This window comes from Pseudomonas sp. B19125, from assembly GCF_044218855.1.
Taxonomy (GTDB): domain Bacteria; phylum Pseudomonadota; class Gammaproteobacteria; order Pseudomonadales; family Pseudomonadaceae; genus Aquipseudomonas; species Aquipseudomonas edaphica.
Map to the genome: position 1 here is coordinate 5,647,618 of NZ_CP162589.1, position 21,104 is coordinate 5,668,721.

The following is a 21,104-nucleotide window of genomic DNA, read 5'->3' on the forward strand; positions in this document are numbered from 1 at the left end:
AACAAACCTTAAACAGTCAGACCGCGTTTAAACATCAGCTTGCTTTTAAATGCGCCCGTCTTTATATGCAGGCAAAAAAAATGGCCCCTTGGACTAGGGGCCATTTTTACAACGAGGGTCGCACTCAGAACAGCTTGCGACCCTTGTTGGCGGCGATGCGCATACGCAGCGCGTTCAGCTTGATGAAGCCTGCCGCGTCCGCCTGGTTGTAGGCGCCGCCGTCTTCTTCGAAGGTGGCGATGTTGGCGTCGAACAGCGACTCATCAGACTTGCGACCGGTGACGATCACGTTGCCCTTGTACAGCTTCAGGCGCACAACGCCGTTCACGTGGACCTGGGAGGCGTCGATCATCTGTTGCAGCATCAGACGCTCCGGACTCCACCAGTAACCGGTGTAGATCAAGCTGGCGTACTTGGGCATCAGCTCGTCTTTGAGGTGAGCCACTTCACGGTCCAGGGTGATCGACTCAATGGCGCGGTGAGCGCGCAGCATGATGGTGCCGCCTGGGGTTTCGTAGCAACCACGGGACTTCATGCCCACGTAGCGGTTCTCGACGATGTCGAGACGGCCGATACCGTGTTCGCCACCGATACGGTTCAGGGTCGCCAGCACGGTGGCCGGGGTCATTTCGACGCCGTCCAGTGCAACGATGTCGCCGTTGCGGTAGGTCAGTTCCAGGTACTGGGCCTTGTCTGGAGCGTTCTCCGGGGAGACGGTCCATTTCCACATGTCTTCTTCGTGCTCGGTCCAGGTGTCTTCCAGCACGCCGCCTTCATAGGAGATGTGCAGCAAGTTGGCGTCCATCGAGTACGGGGACTTCTTCTTGCCGTGACGCTCGATCGGGATTGCGTGCTTTTCAGCGTAATCCATCAGCTTTTCACGGGACAGCAGGTCCCATTCACGCCAAGGAGCAATCACTTTCACGCCTGGCTTGAGGGCGTAGGCGCCCAGTTCGAAACGCACCTGGTCGTTGCCCTTGCCGGTAGCGCCATGGGAAATGGCGTCGGCGCCGGTTTCGTTGGCGATTTCGATCAGGCGTTTGGCGATCAGCGGGCGTGCGATGGAAGTACCCAGCAGGTACTCGCCTTCGTAGACGGTGTTGGCGCGAAACATCGGGAAGACGAAATCGCGGACGAATTCTTCGCGCAGGTCGTCAATGTAGATCTCTTTCACGCCCATGGCTTGCGCCTTGGCACGTGCAGGTTCGACCTCTTCGCCCTGACCCAGGTCAGCGGTGAAGGTCACCACTTCACAGTTATAAGTATCCTGCAGCCACTTGAGGATCACCGAAGTGTCCAGGCCGCCGGAATACGCGAGAACGACCTTGTTTACGTCGGCCATGCCATCACTCCACGGGGTTGTACGGAAAGCCGTCGATTCTACCGACCAAAACCGTGAATTTACAGAGGCGCGACAGCAAATGAAGATAAAGCGACAGATTATGTCGAGCGGGCGACCGATGGTCGCACCTTATGACGTGTGTGCCGCGCTGCTCGGGCCAGTGGCCTGGGGCGCCGGTTTCTCGGGGGCCGCCACGCGTTCGAGCTGAATATTCACGCGGCGATTGCGGGCGCGGTTGGCGGCATTGGTATTGGGCGCCAGTGGGTAACTTTCACCGTGAAAACGCATCGTGATCTGCGACTCCTGAATGCCATTGGCCTTGAAGTAGTCCATTACCGCCAGGGCACGACGGCGCGAAACGTCACGGTTGGTCAGGCGGTTACCGCTGTTGTCTGAATGGCCATTCAATTCGACGTGATTAACCGTCGGGTCGGCTTTCATGAACGCGAGAATCACGTCCAGCTTCTTCTTGGCAGCGGCGTCCAGCTCGATACCGCCACCGGGGAAGCCGACTTCAGTCTGTTTGACCTGATCGTAATTCATCGGCAACAGCTTGGTGGTACACAGTTGATAGTCGTTGAAGGCCTTGTTGAATTTAACCGGCAACAGGCGGATTTCCGAGTAGCCGCCCTCACGCCCGTAATGCCGCACGGTGGGGCTGCGGCCTTCGAGCAAGCCAGTGAACAAACGCCCGGCCTGGGCCTGGGAGCTGTTGAACAGCACGTCGCCACTGCCCACACGCACGGCGCCCAGGTTGATATCACCACGGCCCGGTTGCCAGGGTGCAGCCGCCGCCAACAAGGTCGCCGAGCCAGCACCAAGCGCGCCGCTGTAGGCTTTGAGGCGAAATGTGGCCTGCTCGCCGGCCCGGCGCACGAACTCACCCGAACCGAAATCGGTGATCGGCTGGGTCAGGCGGCACTCGAATTGGTCGCCTTCCACCTTCCACTCAATATTCTCCAGACGTGTCTGGAATGTGAGTGCCATCGCAGGCAGGCTGGCGAACACACTGAGCAGGGCTAGATAATGCTGGCGCACGGGAGGCTCCACTGGTTTCTACAACACTTCAAAGCGTCATACGTCGTTAAGGCATACCCAGGGATATCGGACACGTGCGGCAAAACTTGATAGCGAGTGCCTGCAAGAGTCTTTTCCGGTAGCATTCCCACCAGATTGACCCGCCTGGAATCCCCAATGTCCGACCGCCTGACCCTGCTGCGTCCCGACGACTGGCATATTCATCTTCGCGATGGTGCTGCGTTACCCCAAACCGTGGCCGATGTAGCGCGCACGTTTGGCCGCGCGATTATCATGCCTAACCTGGTACCTCCGGTGCGTAATGCCGAGCAAGCCGATGCCTATCGCCAGCGTATCCTCGCTGCGCGCCCGGCCGGCAGCCGCTTCGAACCGTTGATGGTGCTCTACCTCACCGACCGTACCCAGCCTGCCGAGATTCGCGAGGCCAAGGCCAGCGGTTTTGTGTACGCCGCCAAGCTGTACCCGGCGGGCGCGACCACCAACTCCGACTCCGGCGTGACCAGTATCGACAAGATCCTGCCGGCAATCGAAGCCATGGCTGAAGTCGGCATGCCGCTGCTGATCCACGGTGAAGTCACCCGTGGCGATGTGGATGTGTTTGATCGTGAAAAGATCTTCATCGACGAGCATATGCGCCGCGTGGTCGAGCTGTTCCCGACCCTCAAGGTCGTGTTCGAACACATCACCACCGCCGACGCCGTGCAGTTCGTCAACGAGGCTTCGGCCAATGTCGGCGCGACCATCACCGCGCATCACCTGCTCTACAACCGCAACCACATGCTGGTGGGCGGGATTCGGCCGCACTTCTATTGCCTGCCGATCCTCAAGCGCAACACCCACCAGGTAGCCCTGCTGGACGCCGCTACCAGCGGCAGCCCGAAGTTCTTCCTCGGCACCGACTCGGCGCCCCACGCCCAGCACGCCAAAGAAGCTGCGTGCGGCTGTGCCGGTTGCTACACCGCGTATGCCGCCATCGAGCTGTATGCCGAAGCGTTTGAACAGCGCAACGCCCTGGACAAGCTCGAAGCCTTCGCCAGCCTCAACGGCCCGCGCTTCTACGGCCTGCCGGCGAATACCGACCGCATTACCCTGGTTCGTGAAGACTGGACCGCCCCTGCCAGCCTGCCGTTTGGCGAGCTGACTGTTATCCCGCTGCGCGCCGGTGAAACACTGCGCTGGCGCCTGCTGGAGGAAAGCAAGTGAGTGAAGACCATTACGACGACGAACACGAGCACAGTGGTGGCGGCTCCCGCCACCCGATGGCCGAGCGGTTTCGCGGTTATCTGCCGGTTGTCATCGACGTAGAAACCGGTGGTTTCAACTGCGCCACCGACGCATTGCTGGAAATCGCCGCGACCACTATCGGCATGGATGAACAGGGTTTTGTGTTCCCGGAACACACCCACTTCTTCCGTGTGGAGCCGTTTGAAGGCGCGAATATCGAAGCTGCAGCCCTGGAGTTCACCGGCATCAAGCTCGATCACCCACTGCGCATGGCCGTGAGTGAAGAAGCGGCGCTGACCGATATCTTCCGTGGTGTGCGTAAAGCGTTGAAGGCCAATGGCTGCAAACGCGCGATCCTGGTGGGCCATAACAGCAGCTTCGACCTGGGCTTCCTGAATGCTGCCGTGACGCGGTTGGACATGAAGCGCAACCCGTTTCACCCGTTCTCCAGCTTTGACACCGCCACGCTTGCGGGCCTGGCTTACGGCCAGACCGTGCTGGCAAAGGCCTGCCAGGCGGCCGGTATCGACTTTGACGGTCGTGAGGCCCACTCGGCCCGCTACGACACCGAGAAGACTGCCGAGCTGTTCTGCGGCATCGTCAATCGGTGGAAGCAAATGGGCGGCTGGGAAGACTTCAACGACTGAGGCTGACGCCTTTGTGGTTGTGGCGAGGGAGCAAGCTCCCTCGCCACAGAAGCTTGCTCGCCAAAGAGTCAAAAATGCAGTGCATAAAAAAACCGGCCCTCACAGGCCGGTTTTTTTGTACCTGAAACGAGGCTTACAGCTTGCCAGCGTTCTCGGTCAGGTAAGCCGCAACGCCTTCTGGCGAAGCGTTCATGCCTTTGTCGCCTTTTTTCCAGTTGGCAGGGCAGACTTCGCCGTGCTCTTCGTGGAATTGCAGGGCATCGACCAGACGGATCAGCTCTTCCATGTTACGGCCCAGCGGCAGGTCGTTGATGATCTGCGAGCGTACAACGCCCTTGTCGTCGATCAGGAACGCGCCACGGAACGCCACGCCGCCTTCGGACTCAACGTCGTAGGCCTTGGCAATGTCGTGCTTCATGTCGGCAGCCATGGTGTATTTGACTTTGCCGATGCCGCCATCATTGATGGCGGTGTTGCGCCAGGCGTTGTGGGTGAAATGGGAGTCGATGGAAACGGCTACCACTTCAACATTGCGCGCCTTGAAATCGTCCATGCGGTGGTCCAGAGCGATCAGCTCCGACGGGCACACGAAGGTGAAGTCCAGCGGGTAGAAGAACACCAGGCCGTATTTGCCTTTGATGGCTTCAGACAGTTTGAAGCTGTCTACGATTTCGCCATTGCCGAGGACGGCAGGTACGTCGAAATCCGGGGCTTGTTTGCCGACGAGTACGCTCATTGGGTATCTCCTGATGTAAGGGTGACGATTGAAGTAAAAGGACCAGCCCAAGTCTGGCGCAGTTAAGCGACAGGCCTGTGACGCGGTCACGCTTCGTGAAGACCGACCATCATACACTGAAAAAACCGTTCGTCAGCGCGCCGCAGGTACCTGGCAATACCCTGTGAATCTACTTTGACAATCATTCTCGTTAACATTAAGATCCATCGCACTTAAGCCTTAAACCCGCGATGGTTCTCCCTTATGTATGTCTGCCTCTGCACTGGCGTCACCGACGGACAAATCCGCGAAGCAATCTATGAAGGTTGCTGCAGCTACAAGGAAGTACGTGAAACCACCGGCGTTGCCAGCCAGTGCGGCAAATGTGCTTGCCTCGCCAAGCAAGTGGTACGGGAAACCCTGACGCAGCTGCAAACAGCCCAGGCCGCACTCCCCTACTCAGCAGAATTTACACACGCTTAAATAGGCGTGTTTTGAAGAACCGGACTTAATGTCCGGTTTTTTTATGCCCGTAATTCAATTAGTTAGCGTCAAGACGCGGAACACAAACATTCTTATTCCGATTAATTTTCATTTATTATTCAATAACTTAGGTTTGACACTAGGGATTTCGCCGCTCAAACTCCGCCCTATACACAGCTATTACAGGGCAGGACCCCAGTCATGAAAGGCGACATCTCAGTCATCCAGCAACTCAACAAAATCCTTGCCAATGAACTGGTCGCGATCAATCAGTACTTTCTGCATGCGCGCATGTATGACGATTGGGGCCTGGAAAAGCTCGGCAAGCGTGAATACAAAGAATCGATCAAGGCCATGAAGGACGCAGACGCGCTGATCAAGCGCATCCTGTTCCTGGAAGGGCTGCCGAACGTACAGGACCTGGGCAAGCTGAACATCGGCGAGCACACCCAGGAGATGATCAGCAGCGACCTGAAGTTCGAGCAGAAGAGCCACAGCGACCTCAAGGCCGCCATCGCTCACTGCGAAACCAAAGGCGACTTCGGCAGCCGTGAGCTGCTGGAAGATATCCTGGAAGATCAGGAAGAACATATCGACTGGCTGGAAACCCAGCTGGGCTTGATCGTTAAAGTCAGCCTGGAAAACTACCTGCAATCGCAGATGGGTGAATAAGCGCTGAAGATCGTTCCCACTTGAGCATGGTGACGCAGAGCGTCACAGGATGCATTCCCACACGGAGCGTGGGAACGATCACAAAAAAGCCCCGCTCTCTTTCGAGAAGCGGGGCTTTTTATTGCATTCGGGTCAAGCGTCAGTCTTGGCCGCCGCGTTTACCGCTGCTTCTTTGATCAGCGCTTGCAGCGAACCGTCAGCAGCCATCTCAGTGATGATATCGCTACCGCCGACCAGCTCACCGGCTACCCACAGTTGGGGGAAAGTTGGCCAGTTGGCGTACTTCGGCAGGTTGGCGCGGATTTCCGGGTTTTGCAGGATATCCACGTAAGCGAATTTCTCGCCGCACGCCATGATGGCCTGGGAAGCCTTCGCGGAGAAACCGCACTGAGGAGCGTTCGGGGCGCCCTTCATGTAAAGCAGAATGGTGTTATTGGCAATCTGCTCTTTGATCGTTTCGATGATATCCATGGAACACCTCGGCTGGAACTTTGCGACTCACAGGTCGGCACGGTGGCGCATTGTAACGCAAAATTCCAGCGCAGTGCTCGGGCCTTATGCGGCGGCCACCTGTACCGGCACGCCATTGAGCGCGGCGTTTCCAGACAATTCATCCAATTGCCGCTCGTCGGTCAAGTCATTGGCACTGGCCCCAGGCTGCCCACTGGCGATGGTCATGCGCACGCCTGGGCGACCGTGGCCCCAGCCGTGTGGCAGGCTGACCACGCCAGGCATCATGTCCAGGCTGGCCACCACTTCCACTTCGATCTCGCCAATGCGTGAGCTGACGCGCACCCACTGCCCATCACTCAATTGTCGGCTGGCAAGGTCGTCGGGATGCATATGCAGTTGATGACGCGGCTTGCCCTTCACCAGGCGGTGATAGTTATGCATCCAGGAATTGTTGCTGCGTACATGCCGACGGCCGATCAGTAACAGCTCATTGACCATTGGCACCGGTTGGGCCGCAAAGCGCGCCAGGTCTGCCAGGATCACCGCAGGCGCTGCCTGCACGTGGCCGTCGGCGGTTTTCAAGCGTGCGGCCAAGTTGGGTTTGAGCGGCCCCAGGTCCACGCCATGGGGATGATCGGCGAGCATGGCCACCGACAGTTTGTGCTCGGACGCATCGCCATAGACCCCGGCACGCAAGCCAAAGTCGATCATCTGTGCCGGCGCCATGGTCGGCTTGAGCACGACGCCAGTGTGCGCAGCGAAGGCCTTGGCCAAGCCGACAAAGATCTCCCAATCATGCAACGCGCCGGCCGGCTTGGGCAGGATCGCGCGATTGAAGCGGGTGACGTTACGCACTGCGAACATATTGAACGTGGTGTCGTAGTGATCGTTTTCCAACGCTGAGGTGGACGGCAAGATCAGGTCGGCATAGCGCGTGGTTTCGTTGATATACAGGTCGACGCTGACCATGAACTCCAAACCGTCCAGGGCCTTCTCCAGTTGGCGACCGTTAGGCGTGGACAGCACCGGGTTTCCGGCCACCGTCACCAGGGCGCGGATCTGCCCTTCGCCTTCGGTGAGCATTTCTTCGGCCAGGGCCGAAACGGGCAACTCGCCACCGTACTCCGGCCGCCCGGACACCCGGCTTTGCCAGCGATTGAAGTGCCCGCCGCCAGTGGAGGCCACCAGATCCACCGCCGGCGTGGTGCACAAGGCGCCGCCGACACGGTCGAGGTTGCCCGTGACCAGATTGATCAATTGCACCAGCCAATGGCACAGCGTGCCGAAGGCCTGGGTCGATACGCCCATGCGCCCGTAGCACACGGCCGCGTCCGCCGCCGCGAAGTCCCGCGCCAACTGGCGAATCTGCTCGGCAGGCACCGCACACTGGCGGCTCATGGCTTCAGCGGTAAACCCGGCAATCGCCTGGCGCACAGCCTCAAGGCCTGCAATCGGCAAATGGCTGTCGCGGGTCAGGTTTTCGCTGAGCAAGGTGTTGAGCAGCCCGAACAGCAGCGCCGCGTCGCCACCGGGCCGCACGAACACATGCTGATCGGCAATCGCCGCCGTCTCGCTGCGCCGGGGGTCAACCACCACCACTTTGCCGCCGCGGGCCTGGATGGCCTTGAGGCGTTTCTCCACATCGGGCACGGTCATGATGCTGCCGTTGGACGCCAGCGGGTTGCCGCCCAGGATCAGCATGAAATCGGTGTGGTCGATATCCGGAATCGGCAGCAACAAGCCATGGCCGTACATCAGGTGGCTGGTGAGGTGATGGGGCAACTGGTCCACCGAGGTGGCGGAAAACCGATTGCGCGTCTTCAGCAGGCCAAGGAAGTAGTTGCTGTGGGTCATCAACCCGTAGTTATGCACGCTGGGGTTGCCCTGATACACCGCCACCGCGTTCTGCCCGTGCCGGGCCTGGATGCCTGCGAGGCGTTCGGCTACCAGTGCAAAGGCCTCGTCCCACGGGATCGGCTGCCAGTCGCTGCCCACTCGCAGCATGGGCTGGTGCAGGCGGTCGGGGTCGTTCTGAATATCCTGCAGCGCCACGGCTTTTGGGCAAATATGTCCGCGGCTGAACGCGTCCAGCGGGTCGCCCTTGATAGAGGTGATCGCCAGGCTGCCGTCGTCCGCCTGGGTGGTTTCCAGGGTCAGGCCGCAGATGGCTTCACACAGATGGCAGGCACGGTGGTGGAGAGTCTTGGTCATGGCCAGTCTCTTTATTGGGCTTTGGCCCAACTATGGCCCGACACCTGAACGCGCACCAGCAACGTTCGTTCTGTGAATCGAGGGGCATCAGGCCAGGCCATGGGCAAGTGTTTCAAATCTTTGCATAGGCGCTCCGAAACCGACACAACCCGCTCCAGGCCCGCCCCACACATTGCAAAAGGTCTTGGCGCCAGTGTACAAATGGGGCGCTGCTGTCAGGAATCAGTCTTCAAAAGCGCTCCGGCGCCCCTCTTGAACACCCTTAAAAACTGTAGCCCTATTGGTAAGACGCGACATTTAATTATAAGATCGCGCCTTCCCCTATTTCGTCGCCCCGTGCGGCTTTCGCCGCAGGTCTCGCCCGTTGTCACAATAAACAAGGCTTTGAGTATCTGCGGTCTGTTGCAAAAAGGTAGTTAATGATGAGCGCAAGGCACTTTCTCTCCCTGATGGATTGCACGCCCGAAGAGCTGGTCAGCGTGATCCGTCGAGGCATTGAGCTTAAAGACCTGCGTAACCGCGGCGTACTGTTCGAGCCTTTGAAAAACCGTGTGCTCGGGATGATTTTCGAGAAGTCGTCGACCCGCACCCGCGTGTCGTTCGAAGCCGGCATGATCCAGCTGGGTGGTCAAGCCATCTTCCTGTCCTCGCGTGACACCCAACTGGGCCGCGGCGAACCGATCGCCGACGCTGCCCGCGTGATGTCGCGCATGCTCGATGCGGTGATGATCCGCACCTTTGCCCACAGCACCGTGACCGAATTTTCCGCCAACTCCCGTGTACCGGTGATCAACGGCCTGTCCGATGACCTGCACCCGTGCCAGTTGCTGGCCGACATGCAAACCTTCCTTGAACACCGTGGTTCGATCCAGGGCAAGACCGTGGCCTGGATCGGCGACGGCAACAACATGTGCAACAGCTATATAGAAGCGGCGATCCAGTTCGACTTCCAACTGCGCGTTGCCTGCCCCGAAGGCTACGAGCCGGATGCACGTTTCCTGGCCCAGGCCGGCGATCGCGTGACCGTGGTGCGTGACCCGCGTGACGCGGTCATCGGCGCGCATCTGGTGAGCACCGACGTGTGGACCTCCATGGGCCAGGAAGAAGAAACCGCCAAGCGCCTGGCGCTGTTCGCGCCGTTCCAGGTGACCCGTGCCCTGCTCGACCTGGCCGCGCCAGACGTGCTGTTCATGCACTGCCTGCCCGCGCACCGGGGCGAAGAAATCAGCCTCGACCTGCTCGACGATGAGCGTTCGGTGGCGTGGGACCAGGCTGAGAACCGCCTGCATGCGCAAAAGGCGCTGCTCGAGTTCCTCGTCCCGCCGTCGTACCACCACGCATGAGCCAGCCATTACTGCTGAACCTGCGCAATCTGGCATGCGGCTATCAAGATCAACGCGTGGTGCAGCACCTCAACCTGCACCTCAACGCCGGTGACATCGGCTGCCTGCTGGGCTCCTCGGGTTGCGGAAAAACCACCACTTTGCGCGCGATCGCCGGGTTTGAGCCGGTGCATGAAGGTGAGATCAGCCTGGCCGGTGAAGTAATCTCCAGTGCCGGGTTCACCCTGGCGCCGGAGAAACGTCGCATTGGCATGGTGTTTCAGGACTACGCGCTGTTTCCGCATTTGAGCGTGGCCGACAACATCGCCTTCGGCATTCGCAAGCACCCGCAAAAAGACCGCGTGGTTGGCGAACTGCTGGAACTGGTCAACCTGAAAAACCTCGGCAAGCGTTTCCCCCACGAACTTTCCGGCGGCCAGCAACAACGCGTCGCCCTCGCCCGCGCCTTGGCGCCGGAACCGCAACTGTTGCTGCTCGATGAACCTTTCTCCAACCTCGACGGTGAACTGCGGCGCAAGCTCAGCCATGAAGTACGCGACATTCTCAAGGCGCGCGGCACCAGCGCGATTCTGGTCACCCATGATCAGGAAGAAGCCTTCGCCGTGAGTGATCACGTGGGCGTATTCAAAGAGGGCCGTCTTGAGCAGTGGGACACGCCTTACAACCTCTACCACGAACCGCAAACCCCTTATGTCGCCAGCTTTATCGGCCAGGGTTACTTCATTCGCGGGCAATTGAGTTCGCCGGAATCGGTGAGTACCGAACTGGGTGACTTGCGTGGCAACCGTGCCTACACCTGGCCAACGGGTGGCGCGGTGGATGTGTTGCTACGTCCGGATGACATCGTTTACGCACCCGACAGCGCGTTAAAAGCGCGGATTGTCGGCAAGACTTTCCTCGGCGCTTCGACCTTGTACCGCTTGCAGCTGCCGACCGGCGCACAGCTGGAGTCGATTTTCCCCAGCCATGCCGACCATCAGGTGGGTGCGCAGGTGGGGATTCGGGTGGCGGCGGAGCATCTGGTGTTGTTTCAGGCATCGGGCAGCACGGCGGCGCAGATTCCTCAAGTTGAATCCGGCGTGCGACGTTACAGTCCGGCTCACTGACCAACTGACGAAACCGGGTAAAAAATGTGGGAGCTGGCTTGCCTGCGATGGCATCACCTCGGTTCAACTGACAGACCGAGGTGTCTGCATCGCAGGCAAGCCAGCTCCCACATTAGATTTTCAGCGCATTCAGAATTGAGTTTCAGCCCCGCCCAATCGGCGCAAATTTGGCCTGGGTATGCTCGGCCAGCACCGCTGCGGCCAGTTCCACTTCTAACCCCCTCCTGCCTGCGCTCACATGAATCGTCGCAAACTGCTGCGCGGTCTCATCAATAAATGTGCGCAAACGCTTCTTCTGCCCCAACGGGCTGATGCCGCCCAACAGGTAACCGGTAGAGCGCTGCGCCGCTACCGGATCGGCCATCTCGGCTTTTTTAACGCCGGCCGCATGGGCCAGCGCCTTCAGGTCCAGACTTCCGACGACCGGCACCACCGCCACCAGCAATTCACCTTTCTCACTGCTGGCCAGCAAGGTCTTGAACACCTGCGCCGGGTCGAGCCCCAATTTTTCCGCGGCCTCCAGGCCATAGGACGCTGCCTTGGGGTCGTGCTCGTAACTGTGGATGCGATGTTCGGCGCGAACTTTTTTCAACAGGTCCAGTGCGGGTGTCATGACTACTCCGGGCGCGGCAGAAAGATCGCCAATTCTAGGCCAAGCCCGCGCAAAACGCTCTAGTGCGGCCCTCCCGCCATGCGCGCTTGCAGCCTCACCCGTGATCATTCACCAGACCAATAGTTAGAAAATGACCAATGGTTCACTTTCGACCTTTGACAGCGGTCATTCTTGTCTATATTTTTTCGTTTCCGAATACTGTAGGAATAGTGCTCCAGTGTTCCAGCGGGAAGCTGCAGTCAGGATGGGGATCCTGATTACGGTGAAAATCGCGCAACGGCCCGTTGAGGCTGTGCGCCAACAAGAACAACAATCGAGGTTTGCCATGACTACTGCTCTTCAACAGCCTTCACTTTCGAGCCAATGCATGGCCGAATTCCTGGGGACTGCGCTTCTGATCTTCTTCGGTACAGGATGCGTCGCTGCGCTCAAGGTCGCGGGTGCCAGCTTCGGGCTGTGGGAAATCAGTATTATCTGGGGGGTCGGCGTGAGCATGGCGATCTACCTGAGCGCCGGTATTTCCGGGGCGCACCTCAACCCGGCGGTAAGTATCGCGCTGTGCATTTTTGCCGATTTCGAAAAACGCAAACTGCCCTTCTATATCCTCGCGCAAATCGCCGGCGCGTTCTGCTCGGCGGCGTTGGTTTACACGCTGTACAGCAACCTCTTTTTCGATTACGAACAAACTCACCACATGATTCGCGGCTCTCAGGCCAGCCTGGAATTGGCGTCGGTGTTCTCCACCTACCCGCACGCGCTGCTGAGCACGGCCCAGGCATTCCTGGTGGAAATGGTCATCACCGCCATCCTGATGGGCGTGATCATGGCCCTGACCGACGATAACAATGGCCTGCCCCGCGGCCCGTTGGCCCCGCTGTTAATCGGCCTGCTGATTGCAGTTATCGGCAGTGCCATGGGCCCGCTGACCGGCTTTGCGATGAACCCGGCGCGTGATTTCGGCCCCAAGCTGATGACCTTTTTCGCCGGGTGGGGTGAAATGGCCTTTACTGGCGGCCGCGATATTCCTTACTTCCTGGTACCGATTTTCGCGCCGATTGTCGGCGCCTGCCTCGGCGCAGCGGCTTATCGCGGGCTGATTGCCCGCCACTTGCCGAGCGCCGCACCTGCTATAGCTGAAGAAACACCTGACACGGCTGTCAACGGCAAGACTCGTATTTCCTGAAAGCGCCGGCCTGGTGCCCCTGCCCTTCGCGGCCCAGGCTGATTTCTGACTTCCTTATTTCGTCCAAGGCAATTGACATGACCGACATTCAGAATAAGAACTACATCATTGCCCTCGATCAGGGCACCACCAGTTCGCGGGCGATCATCTTCGATCGTGACGCCAACGTGGTCTGCACCGCCCAGCGTGAATTCGCTCAGCATTACCCGCAAGCCGGCTGGGTCGAACATGACCCGATGGAAATTTTCGCCACCCAGAGCGCGGTAATGGTCGAGGCCCTGGCACAAGCCGGCCTGCACCATGACCAGGTCGCCGCCATCGGTATCACCAACCAGCGTGAAACCACCGTGGTCTGGGACAAGATCACCGGCCGCCCGATCTACAACGCGATCGTGTGGCAGTGCCGCCGCAGCACCGAGATCTGCCAGCAGCTCAAGCGCGATGGCCACGAGCAATACATCAGTGACACCACCGGCCTGGTCACCGACCCGTACTTCTCCGGCACCAAGCTCAAGTGGATCCTCGACAACGTCGAAGGCAGCCGCGAGCGAGCGCGCAATGGCGAACTGCTGTTCGGCACCGTCGACAGCTGGCTGATCTGGAAATTTACCGGCGGCAAGACCCACGTCACCGACTACACCAACGCCTCGCGCACCATGCTCTTCAACATCCACACCCTGGAGTGGGATGCGAAGATGCTGGAGATTCTCGACGTGCCGCGCGAAATGCTGCCGGAAGTCAAGTCCTCCTCGGAAATCTACGGCCGCACCAAAAGCGGCATCGCCATCGGCGGTATTGCCGGTGACCAGCAAGCGGCGCTGTTCGGCCAGATGTGCGTAGAAGCCGGCCAGGCCAAGAACACCTATGGCACCGGTTGCTTCCTGCTGATGAACACCGGCGACAAGGCGGTGAAATCCAAGCACGGCATGCTCACCACCATCGCTTGCGGCCCACGTGGCGAAGTGGCTTACGCCCTCGAAGGTGCGGTCTTCAACGGTGGCTCCACCGTGCAATGGCTGCGTGACGAGCTGAAGATCATCGCCGACGCCACCGACACCGAATACTTCGCCGGCAAGGTCAAGGACAGTAACGGCGTGTACCTGGTGCCAGCCTTCACCGGCCTGGGCGCTCCGTACTGGGACCCGTATGCCCGTGGCGCGCTGTTCGGCCTGACCCGTGGCGTGCGCGTGGATCACATTATCCGTGCCGCCCTGGAGTCGATTGCCTACCAGACCCGCGACGTGCTGGACGCCATGCAACAGGACTCTGGCGAACGCCTCAAAGCCCTGCGTGTGGACGGCGGCGCGGTGGCCAACAACTTCCTGATGCAGTTCCAGGCCGATATCCTCGGCACCCAGGTCGAGCGCCCGCAAATGCGCGAAACCACGGCACTCGGCGCCGCGTACCTGGCAGGCCTGGCCTGCGGTTTCTGGGGCAGCCTGGAAGAACTGCGTGGCAAGGCCGTCATCGAGCGCGAATTCGAACCACAGCTTGATGAAGCCGCCAAAGAGAAGCTCTACGCCGGCTGGCAAAAAGCAGTCAGCCGCACCCGCGACTGGGAACCGCACGAAGGCGCTGAATAAGCCAACCGTCGGACCCAAATCGGGTTGTAACTGGCGGGGAGTCGATTGCTGCGGCATCATGGGCCACTTTTGTATGGCAGCCCAAAGGACGCCCCATGAATCTGCCTCCCCGCCAACAACAAATTCTCGAACTGGTGCGCGAACGCGGCTACGTCAGTATCGAGGAGATGGCGCAGCTATTCGTTGTCACCCCGCAAACCATCCGCCGCGATATCAACCAGCTGGCGGACGCCAACCTGCTGCGCCGCTACCACGGCGGCGCGGCCTATGACTCCAGTGTCGAGAACACCGCGTACGCCATGCGTGCCGACCAGATGCGCGATGAGAAACAACGCATCGGCGAAGCCATTGCCGCGCAAATCCCTGATCACGCCTCGCTGTTCATCAATATCGGCACCACCACCGAATCCATCGCGCGTGCGCTGCTCAATCACAACCACCTGAAAATCATCACCAACAACCTCAACGTTGCCACCATGCTCAGTGCCAAGGACGACTTCGATGTGCTGTTGACCGGCGGCAACGTGCGCCGTGACGGCGGTGTGGTGGGCCAGGCGAGTGTCGACTTTATCAACCAGTTCAAGGTCGACTTTGCGTTGGTCGGCATCAGTGGCATTGATGAAGACGGCAGCCTGCTGGACTTTGACTATCAGGAAGTCAGGGTTTCCCAGGCGATCATCGCCAATGCACGCCAGGTGATCCTGGCGGCCGACTCAAGCAAATTCGGGCGCAATGCCATGATTCGCTTGGGGCCGATCAGTCTGGTGGACTGTCTGGTGACCGACCAGCAGCCGGTGCCGGCGTTGGTGCAGTTGTTGAACCAGCACAAAGTCAGGCTGGAAGTGGTTTAGCGCCTGGACTGGCGCCATCGCGGGCAAGCCCGCTCCCACAGTTGACCGCATTCTCATGCAGGCACTCGGTCAACTGTGGGAGCCGGGCTTGCCCGCGATGGCGATATATCCAACCCCCCTCTCTCGAGCCTTTCCTTGGCTCATGTTCACAATTCTTCCCTTTTCAGCCCTTCGATGAGTTTTTTCAATCGAAGTCGGGTGGCTGTGTGCGCGTTTATCAGCTACCATTTTCGCAAATGAACATTAATGTTCGAATTCCAAGACGAAAAGATCGCGAGGCCAGCCGATGAACCCTTCCACCTTGCCTGCTCCACCGCTTGCCGAAGTCTATGACGTTGCCGTAATTGGCGGCGGAATCAATGGCGTCGGCATTGCAGCAGACGCAGCCGGGCGCGGTTTGTCGGTATTCCTTTGCGAAAAGGACGACTTGGCCAGCCACACATCTTCCGCCAGCAGCAAGCTGATCCACGGCGGCCTGCGCTACCTCGAACATTACGAATTCCGCCTGGTGCGCGAGGCTCTGGCCGAACGTGAGGTGCTGCTGGCCAAGGCCCCGCACATCGTCAAGCAGATGCGCTTTGTATTGCCGCACCGCCCGCACCTGCGCCCGGCGTGGATGATTCGCGCGGGCCTGTTCCTGTACGACCACTTGGGCAAGCGCGAGAAACTCGCCGGTTCCAAGAGCCTTAAGTTCGGCCCCGACAGCCCGTTGAAAAGTGAAATCACCAAAGGCTTCGAATACTCCGACTGCTGGGTTGATGACGCCCGCCTGGTGGTACTCAATGCCATGGCCGCCCGTGAAAAAGGCGCGCATATCCACACCCAGACCCGTTGCATCAGCGCACATCGCAGCAACGGCATGTGGGAAATGAACATGGAACGCGCCGATGGCAGCCTGTTCTCGATCCGCGCCCGCGCCTTGGTGAACGCCGCCGGCCCGTGGGTCGCCAAGTTCATCAAGGAAGACCTGAAGCTGGACTCGCCTTACGGCATCCGCCTGATCCAGGGCAGCCACTTGATCGTGCCGAAACTCTACGAAGGTGCGCACGCGCACATCCTGCAGAACGAAGATCAGCGCATCGTCTTCACGATTCCGTACCTGAACCACCTGACCATCATCGGCACCACCGACCGTGAGTACACCGGTGACCCAGCGAAGGTTGCGATTACCGAAGGTGAAACCGACTACATGCTCAAAGTGGTCAACGCGCACTTCAAGAAGCAGTTGAGCCGCGACGACATCGTGCACACCTACTCCGGCGTGCGCCCGTTGTGCAACGACGAATCGGACAACCCGTCGGCCATCACCCGCGACTACACCCTGTCGCTGTCTGGCGGTAACGGTGAAGCGCCGATCCTGTCGGTGTTCGGTGGCAAGTTGACCACCTACCGCAAGCTGGCCGAATCGGCGATGGCGCAACTGGCGCCGTTTTTCACGCAAATGCGCCCAAGCTGGACCGCCACGGCGAGCCTGCCGGGCGGCGAGAACATGACTACGCCAGAAGCCTTGGCCGAAGCGATTCGCGCCAAATTTGACTGGGTGCCAAGCGAGATCGCACGCCGTTGGTCCACCACGTACGGCAGCCGTACCTGGCGCTTGCTCGAAGGCGTGCAATCGCTTGCTGACTTGGGCGAACACCTGGGTGGCGGCCTGTACACCCGCGAAGTCGATTACCTGTGCGCCGAAGAATGGGTGACGCAACCGCAGGACGTGCTGTGGCGCCGGACCAAGCTGGGCTTGTTCACCACACCGCAAGAGCAGGAAAACGTGCAGCGCTACCTGTCCAAGGTCGAGCAAAACCGCGCGAAGATTGAAGCAGCCTGATCGCAGGCAGTGACGAGAAGCCCCTGTACCGCAAGGTCCAGGGGCTTTTTTATGGGGTGTGTCCTGGCATAGCGCAGGCCCATGTCGCGAATCACACTGAAGGCCGAGCCCAGCAGCACCGGATAGGCCGCCGGTGCCTGCGATTGCATCACCTCGGTTCAATCAAAGACCGAGGTGCAGGCATCGCGGGGCAAGCCAGCTCCCACAAAAAGCCTGGCTCGGAATACCTTGCTGACCATTCGGTTTTCCGAACGCCACACCCCACCCCATTCGGTTTGCCGGACCAAACCGTTACAAATCCCTCGTAACACAAACTTAATCTCCTTATAAATCAATCAAATAACCTTTTATTTCTGGTATGGCACGACTCATGCTCTACACTCCCTGACGATTGCCTGAGGCGCCTTAGGAGCCGTCATGGGCATTCGCAGTACAAAGAGAGTCGCTTAGCCGGCTTCATAAAAAAAACAAATGTCGAGGAAGTATTGATGCGCATCGTTCCCCATATCCTGGGCGCAGCTATCGCTGCTGCTCTGATCAGCACTCCAGTTTTCGCCGCCGAACTCACCGGCACACTGAAGAAAATCAACGACTCCGGCACCATCACCCTCGCTCACCGCGACAGCTCCATTCCGTTTTCCTACATCGCGGATGGCTCGGGCAAACCCGTGGGCTACTCCCACGACGTTCAGTTGGCTGTAGTTGAAGCCCTGAAAAAAGACCTGAACAAGCCCGATCTGAAGGCCAAATACAACCTGGTGACTTCGCAGACTCGTATCCCGCTGATCCAGAACGGCACTGCGGACCTTGAGTGCGGCTCCACCACCAACAACGCCGAACGCGCCCAGCAAGTTGATTTCACCGTCAACATCTTCGAAATCGGCACCCGTCTGCTGGTCAAGAAGGACAAGGATGGCAAGCCGTCCTACGCTGACTTTGCCGACCTGAAAGGCAAAAACGTCGTGACCACCGCTGGCACCACGTCCGAGCGCATCATCAAAGCGATGAACGCCGACAAGCAGATGGGCATGAACGTTATCTCGGCCAAAGACCACGGCGAATCCTTCCAGATGCTCGAAAGCGGCCGTGCCGTCGCGTTCATGATGGACGACGCCCTGCTGGCCGGCGAAGAAGCCAAGGCCAAGAAGCCGGACGACTGGGTCATCACCGGTACTCCACAGTCCTTCGAAGCCTACGCGTGCATGGTGCGTAAAGACGACCCGGCCTTCAAGAAAGCCGTGGATGACGCCATCGTTGCCCTGTACAAATCCGGCGAGATCAACAAGATCTACAGCAAATGGTTCGAGAGCCCGATCCCACCAAAAGGCCTGAACCTGAACTTCCCGATGAGCGAAAAGGTTAAGGAGCTGATCGCCAACCCAAGCGACAAGCCAGCCCCTGACGTAAAAATCTGATACCTGACTAAGCTTATGTCCTGAGGGAGCCAACCCTCCCTCAGGCGTCTGTTACTACCTGCTGGCATTAATGTGGAACACTCGACCTGGCGGTTTTCGAGCCGATCGCGTGTGCCTGGCGTTCACCGTCAGGCGGGAAAGGATCTTCCCCAAGCGGGTGCTTGTACATCGATCGATCTCGAGGGGAGACCCTAATGAATTACAACTGGGACTGGGGCGTGTTCTTCAAGTCCACTGGCGTTGGCAGCGAGACTTATCTCGACTGGTACATCGCCGGCTTGGGCTGGACCATCGCCATCGCTGTCGTGGCATGGATTATCGCCTTGTTGCTTGGCTCCATTCTGGGGGTCATGCGCACCGTGCCAAACCGCATCGTAGCGGGCATCGCGACCTGCTACGTGGAGCTGTTTCGTAACGTGCCGCTGCTGGTGCAGCTGTTTATCTGGTACTTCCTGGTGCCCGATATGCTGCCGCAGAACCTGCAGGACTGGTACAAACAAGACCTCAACCCGACCACCTCGGCCTACCTGAGCGTTGTCGTGTGCCTGGGCCTGTTCACCGCCGCCCGTGTGTGCGAACAAGTGCGTACCGGCATCCAGGCGCTGCCACGTGGCCAGGAAGCTGCGGCGCGCGCCATGGGCTTCAAGCTGCCACAGATCTACTGGAACGTGCTGCTGCCCCAGGCCTACCGCATCATCATTCCGCCGCTTACCTCCGAATTCCTCAACGTGTTCAAGAACTCCTCCGTGGCGTCCTTGATCGGCTTGATGGAACTGCTGGCGCAAACCAAACAGACCGCCGAGTTTTCGGCCAACCTGTTTGAAGCCTTCACCCTGGCCACGTTGATCTACTTCACCTTGAACATGAGCCTGATGTTGCTGATGCGCGTGATCGAGAAGAAAGTCGCGGTGCCCGGCCTGATCTCCGTGGGGGGTAAATAATGGACTTCGATTTCAGCGGTATCATCCCCGCCATTCCGGGCCTGTGGAACGGCATGGTCATGACCTTGCAGTTGATGGTCATGGGCGTGGTCGGCGGCATCGCACTGGGTACGGTCCTGGCGCTGATGCGCCTGTCGTCCAGCAAACTGCTGTCGCGCCTGGCCGGCGCCTACGTGAACTACTTCCGCTCGATCCCGCTGCTGCTGGTGATCACCTGGTTCTACCTGGCGGTGCCGTTCGTGCTGCGCTGGATCACCGGCGAAGACACCCCGATCGGCGCGTTCACTTCCTGCGTCGTGGCCTTCATGATGTTCGAAGCTGCGTACTTCTGTGAAATCGTGCGGGCCGGCGTGCAGTCGATCCCCAAGGGCCAGATGGGCGCAGCCCAGGCAATGGGCATGACCTATGGCCAGACCATGCGTCTGATCATCCTGCCCCAGGCTTTCCGCAAGATGACCCCGTTGCTGCTGCAACAGTCGATCATCCTGTTCCAGGACACCTCGCTGGTCTACACCGTGGGCCTGGTGGACTTCCTCAACTCCGCCCGCTCCAACGGCGACATCATCGGCCGCTCCAATGAGTTCCTGATCTTCGCCGGTGTCGTCTACTTCATCATCAGCTTTTCCGCCTCGCTGCTGGTCAAGCGTCTGCAAAAAAGGTTTGCCGTATGATCTCTATCAAGAACATCAACAAGTGGTATGGCGACTTCCAGGTGCTGACCGATTGCAGCACTGATGTCAAAAAAGGCGAAGTGATCGTGGTGTGCGGCCCATCGGGTTCGGGCAAATCCACCCTGATCAAGTGCGTCAACGCGCTGGAACCGTTCCAGAAGGGCGACATCGTGGTCGACGGCACCTCCATCGCCGACCCGAAGACCAACCTGCCCAAACTGCGCTCGCGCGTGGGCATGGTGTTCCAGCACTTCGAGCTGTTCCCGCACCTGACCATCACCGAAAACCTGACCATCGCGCAGATCAAGGTATTGGGCCGCAGCAAGGAAGAAGCCACCAAGAAGGGCCTGCAGCTGCTTGACCGTGTGGGCCTGTCGGCGCACGCCCACAAGCACCCGGGCCAGCTCTCCGGCGGCCAGCAACAACGTGTGGCCATTGCCCGCGCCCTGGCCATGGACCCGATCGTCATGCTGTTCGACGAACCGACCTCGGCGCTCGACCCGGAGATGGTTAACGAAGTGCTCGACGTGATGGTGCAACTGGCCCACGAAGGCATGACCATGATGTGCGTGACCCACGAAATGGGCTTCGCGCGCAAAGTGGCCGACCGCGTGATCTTCATGGACGCCGGCAAGATCATCGAAGACTGCCCGAAAGAGGAGTTCTTCGGCGATATCAGCGCCCGCTCCGAACGCGCGCAGCACTTCCTTGAGAAAATCCTGCAGCACTAAAAAGCAGCACTGTTCTCCCTGTGGGAACCTGGCTTGTGTGGAAGACGGCCTGTGTGT

The 21,104-nt window shown here is 59.3% G+C and carries 20 protein-coding genes; 14 read left to right on the plus strand and 6 right to left on the minus strand.

The features are described from left to right. Positions 1–124: 124 nt before the first annotated feature. Both AB4P96_RS25890 and AB4P96_RS25895 read right to left on the minus strand, forming a co-directional pair. The gene (locus AB4P96_RS25890) at positions 125–1,342 is read right to left on the minus strand and encodes an argininosuccinate synthase (RefSeq protein WP_003208700.1); all 1,218 of its coding nucleotides are present in this window, start codon (positions 1,340–1,342) and stop codon (positions 125–127) included. A gap of 129 nt (positions 1,343–1,471) precedes the next feature. After that, positions 1,472–2,380: an OmpA family protein gene (locus tag AB4P96_RS25895; protein ID WP_017137043.1), complete on the minus strand. Its 909-nt coding sequence runs from the start codon at positions 2,378–2,380 to the stop codon at positions 1,472–1,474. Positions 2,381–2,536: 156 nt separating this feature from the next. Between AB4P96_RS25895 and pyrC the strand changes: the two genes are divergently transcribed. Together pyrC and rnt are read left to right on the plus strand one after the other, a co-directional pair. Continuing rightward, complete coding sequence (pyrC, locus tag AB4P96_RS25900) at positions 2,537–3,583, plus strand: dihydroorotase (RefSeq protein WP_017137042.1); 1,047 nt, start codon at positions 2,537–2,539, stop codon at positions 3,581–3,583. Next, positions 3,580–4,251, plus strand: a complete 672-nt coding sequence (gene rnt / locus AB4P96_RS25905) for a ribonuclease T (protein ID WP_017137041.1) — start codon at positions 3,580–3,582, stop codon at positions 4,249–4,251. Before pyrC ends, rnt begins: the two co-directional genes overlap by 4 nt. A gap of 133 nt (positions 4,252–4,384) precedes the next feature. Here rnt and AB4P96_RS25910 read toward each other — a convergent pair whose 3' ends face one another. Then, positions 4,385–4,987 carry a peroxiredoxin gene (locus AB4P96_RS25910; RefSeq protein WP_003172097.1) on the minus strand — a complete coding sequence of 201 codons (603 nt, stop codon included), beginning with the start codon at positions 4,985–4,987 and terminating at the stop codon, positions 4,385–4,387. 243 nt (positions 4,988–5,230) lie between these two features. Between AB4P96_RS25910 and AB4P96_RS25915 the strand changes: the two genes are divergently transcribed. Together AB4P96_RS25915 and bfr are read left to right on the plus strand one after the other, a co-directional pair. Next, positions 5,231–5,449: a bacterioferritin-associated ferredoxin gene (locus AB4P96_RS25915; RefSeq protein ID WP_010564137.1), complete on the plus strand. Its 219-nt coding sequence runs from the start codon at positions 5,231–5,233 to the stop codon at positions 5,447–5,449. 201 nt (positions 5,450–5,650) lie between these two features. Then, the gene (bfr, locus tag AB4P96_RS25920) at positions 5,651–6,121 is read left to right on the plus strand and encodes a bacterioferritin (protein WP_017137040.1); all 471 of its coding nucleotides are present in this window, start codon (positions 5,651–5,653) and stop codon (positions 6,119–6,121) included. Positions 6,122–6,253: 132 nt separating this feature from the next. On the opposite strand, the gene grxD is transcribed toward bfr, so the two are convergent. Continuing rightward, positions 6,254–6,592 carry a Grx4 family monothiol glutaredoxin gene (gene grxD, locus AB4P96_RS25925; protein ID WP_058421605.1) on the minus strand — a complete coding sequence of 113 codons (339 nt, stop codon included), beginning with the start codon at positions 6,590–6,592 and terminating at the stop codon, positions 6,254–6,256. A gap of 84 nt (positions 6,593–6,676) precedes the next feature. After that, positions 6,677–8,785 (minus strand): molybdopterin oxidoreductase family protein, encoded by a 2,109-nt coding sequence (locus AB4P96_RS25930; protein WP_395600266.1) that lies wholly within the window; start codon positions 8,783–8,785, stop codon positions 6,677–6,679. A gap of 422 nt (positions 8,786–9,207) precedes the next feature. On the opposite strand from AB4P96_RS25930, the gene argF reads away from it, so the two are divergent. Next, complete coding sequence (argF, locus tag AB4P96_RS25935) at positions 9,208–10,128, plus strand: ornithine carbamoyltransferase (protein WP_069786197.1); 921 nt, start codon at positions 9,208–9,210, stop codon at positions 10,126–10,128. Beyond that, entirely contained in the window at positions 10,125–11,234 is a 1,110-nt protein-coding gene (locus tag AB4P96_RS25940) for an ABC transporter ATP-binding protein (RefSeq protein WP_176991310.1), read from the plus strand. The genes argF and AB4P96_RS25940 overlap by 4 nt, the downstream gene beginning before the upstream one ends. A 142-nt stretch (positions 11,235–11,376) precedes the next feature. Here AB4P96_RS25940 and ybaK read toward each other — a convergent pair whose 3' ends face one another. Next, entirely contained in the window at positions 11,377–11,847 is a 471-nt protein-coding gene (gene ybaK, locus AB4P96_RS25945; protein ID WP_017137036.1) for a Cys-tRNA(Pro) deacylase, read from the minus strand. A gap of 325 nt (positions 11,848–12,172) precedes the next feature. Here ybaK and AB4P96_RS25950 point away from each other — a divergent pair, with 325 nt between their 5' ends. The 8 genes from AB4P96_RS25950 (at position 12,173) to AB4P96_RS25985 (ending at position 21,047) form a co-directional block, all read left to right on the plus strand. Next, positions 12,173–13,030, plus strand: coding sequence for an MIP/aquaporin family protein (locus AB4P96_RS25950; RefSeq protein WP_169985840.1), 858 nt, complete (start codon positions 12,173–12,175; stop codon positions 13,028–13,030). Positions 13,031–13,107: 77 nt separating this feature from the next. After that, positions 13,108–14,613 (plus strand): glycerol kinase GlpK, encoded by a 1,506-nt coding sequence (gene glpK / locus AB4P96_RS25955; protein ID WP_138453704.1) that lies wholly within the window; start codon positions 13,108–13,110, stop codon positions 14,611–14,613. 95 nt (positions 14,614–14,708) lie between these two features. Beyond that, positions 14,709–15,464 carry a DeoR/GlpR family transcriptional regulator gene (locus AB4P96_RS25960; protein WP_010212755.1) on the plus strand — a complete coding sequence of 252 codons (756 nt, stop codon included), beginning with the start codon at positions 14,709–14,711 and terminating at the stop codon, positions 15,462–15,464. Between the two features lie 286 nt (positions 15,465–15,750). Then, complete coding sequence (gene glpD, locus AB4P96_RS25965) at positions 15,751–17,289, plus strand: glycerol-3-phosphate dehydrogenase (RefSeq protein WP_017137033.1); 1,539 nt, start codon at positions 15,751–15,753, stop codon at positions 17,287–17,289. A gap of 488 nt (positions 17,290–17,777) precedes the next feature. Then, positions 17,778–18,704, plus strand: a complete 927-nt coding sequence (locus tag AB4P96_RS25970; protein ID WP_058421600.1) for a glutamate/aspartate ABC transporter substrate-binding protein — start codon at positions 17,778–17,780, stop codon at positions 18,702–18,704. A gap of 194 nt (positions 18,705–18,898) precedes the next feature. Next, complete coding sequence (locus tag AB4P96_RS25975; protein ID WP_099548514.1) at positions 18,899–19,645, plus strand: amino acid ABC transporter permease; 747 nt, start codon at positions 18,899–18,901, stop codon at positions 19,643–19,645. Next, on the plus strand, positions 19,645–20,316 hold the full coding sequence (locus AB4P96_RS25980) for an amino acid ABC transporter permease (RefSeq protein WP_017137030.1): 672 nt from the start codon (positions 19,645–19,647) through the stop codon (positions 20,314–20,316). Before AB4P96_RS25975 ends, AB4P96_RS25980 begins: the two co-directional genes overlap by 1 nt. Further along, positions 20,313–21,047 carry an amino acid ABC transporter ATP-binding protein gene (locus tag AB4P96_RS25985; RefSeq protein ID WP_017137029.1) on the plus strand — a complete coding sequence of 245 codons (735 nt, stop codon included), beginning with the start codon at positions 20,313–20,315 and terminating at the stop codon, positions 21,045–21,047. The genes AB4P96_RS25980 and AB4P96_RS25985 overlap by 4 nt, the downstream gene beginning before the upstream one ends. The last annotated feature ends 57 nt before the right edge of the window (positions 21,048–21,104 follow it).

What these genes read in the sequence shown, in the direction of transcription:
- ybaK (WP_017137036.1), bottom strand. Translation starts at nt 11,847, where the DNA reads ATGACACCCGCACTGGACCTGTTGAAAAAAGTTCGCGCCGAACATCGC.
- AB4P96_RS25915 (WP_010564137.1), top strand. Translation starts at nt 5,231, where the DNA reads ATGTATGTCTGCCTCTGCACTGGCGTCACCGACGGACAAATCCGCGAA.
- AB4P96_RS25960 (WP_010212755.1), top strand. Translation starts at nt 14,709, where the DNA reads ATGAATCTGCCTCCCCGCCAACAACAAATTCTCGAACTGGTGCGCGAA.
- grxD (WP_058421605.1), bottom strand. Translation starts at nt 6,592, where the DNA reads ATGGATATCATCGAAACGATCAAAGAGCAGATTGCCAATAACACCATT.
- argF (WP_069786197.1), top strand. Translation starts at nt 9,208, where the DNA reads ATGAGCGCAAGGCACTTTCTCTCCCTGATGGATTGCACGCCCGAAGAG.
- glpD (WP_017137033.1), top strand. Translation starts at nt 15,751, where the DNA reads ATGAACCCTTCCACCTTGCCTGCTCCACCGCTTGCCGAAGTCTATGAC.
- pyrC (WP_017137042.1), top strand. Translation starts at nt 2,537, where the DNA reads ATGTCCGACCGCCTGACCCTGCTGCGTCCCGACGACTGGCATATTCAT.
- AB4P96_RS25970 (WP_058421600.1), top strand. Translation starts at nt 17,778, where the DNA reads ATGCGCATCGTTCCCCATATCCTGGGCGCAGCTATCGCTGCTGCTCTG.
- AB4P96_RS25940 (WP_176991310.1), top strand. Translation starts at nt 10,125, where the DNA reads ATGAGCCAGCCATTACTGCTGAACCTGCGCAATCTGGCATGCGGCTAT.
- AB4P96_RS25975 (WP_099548514.1), top strand. Translation starts at nt 18,899, where the DNA reads ATGAATTACAACTGGGACTGGGGCGTGTTCTTCAAGTCCACTGGCGTT.
- glpK (WP_138453704.1), top strand. Translation starts at nt 13,108, where the DNA reads ATGACCGACATTCAGAATAAGAACTACATCATTGCCCTCGATCAGGGC.
- AB4P96_RS25890 (WP_003208700.1), bottom strand. Translation starts at nt 1,342, where the DNA reads ATGGCCGACGTAAACAAGGTCGTTCTCGCGTATTCCGGCGGCCTGGAC.
- bfr (WP_017137040.1), top strand. Translation starts at nt 5,651, where the DNA reads ATGAAAGGCGACATCTCAGTCATCCAGCAACTCAACAAAATCCTTGCC.
- AB4P96_RS25910 (WP_003172097.1), bottom strand. Translation starts at nt 4,987, where the DNA reads ATGAGCGTACTCGTCGGCAAACAAGCCCCGGATTTCGACGTACCTGCC.
- AB4P96_RS25980 (WP_017137030.1), top strand. Translation starts at nt 19,645, where the DNA reads ATGGACTTCGATTTCAGCGGTATCATCCCCGCCATTCCGGGCCTGTGG.
- AB4P96_RS25930 (WP_395600266.1), bottom strand. Translation starts at nt 8,785, where the DNA reads ATGACCAAGACTCTCCACCACCGTGCCTGCCATCTGTGTGAAGCCATC.
- AB4P96_RS25985 (WP_017137029.1), top strand. Translation starts at nt 20,313, where the DNA reads ATGATCTCTATCAAGAACATCAACAAGTGGTATGGCGACTTCCAGGTG.
- AB4P96_RS25950 (WP_169985840.1), top strand. Translation starts at nt 12,173, where the DNA reads ATGACTACTGCTCTTCAACAGCCTTCACTTTCGAGCCAATGCATGGCC.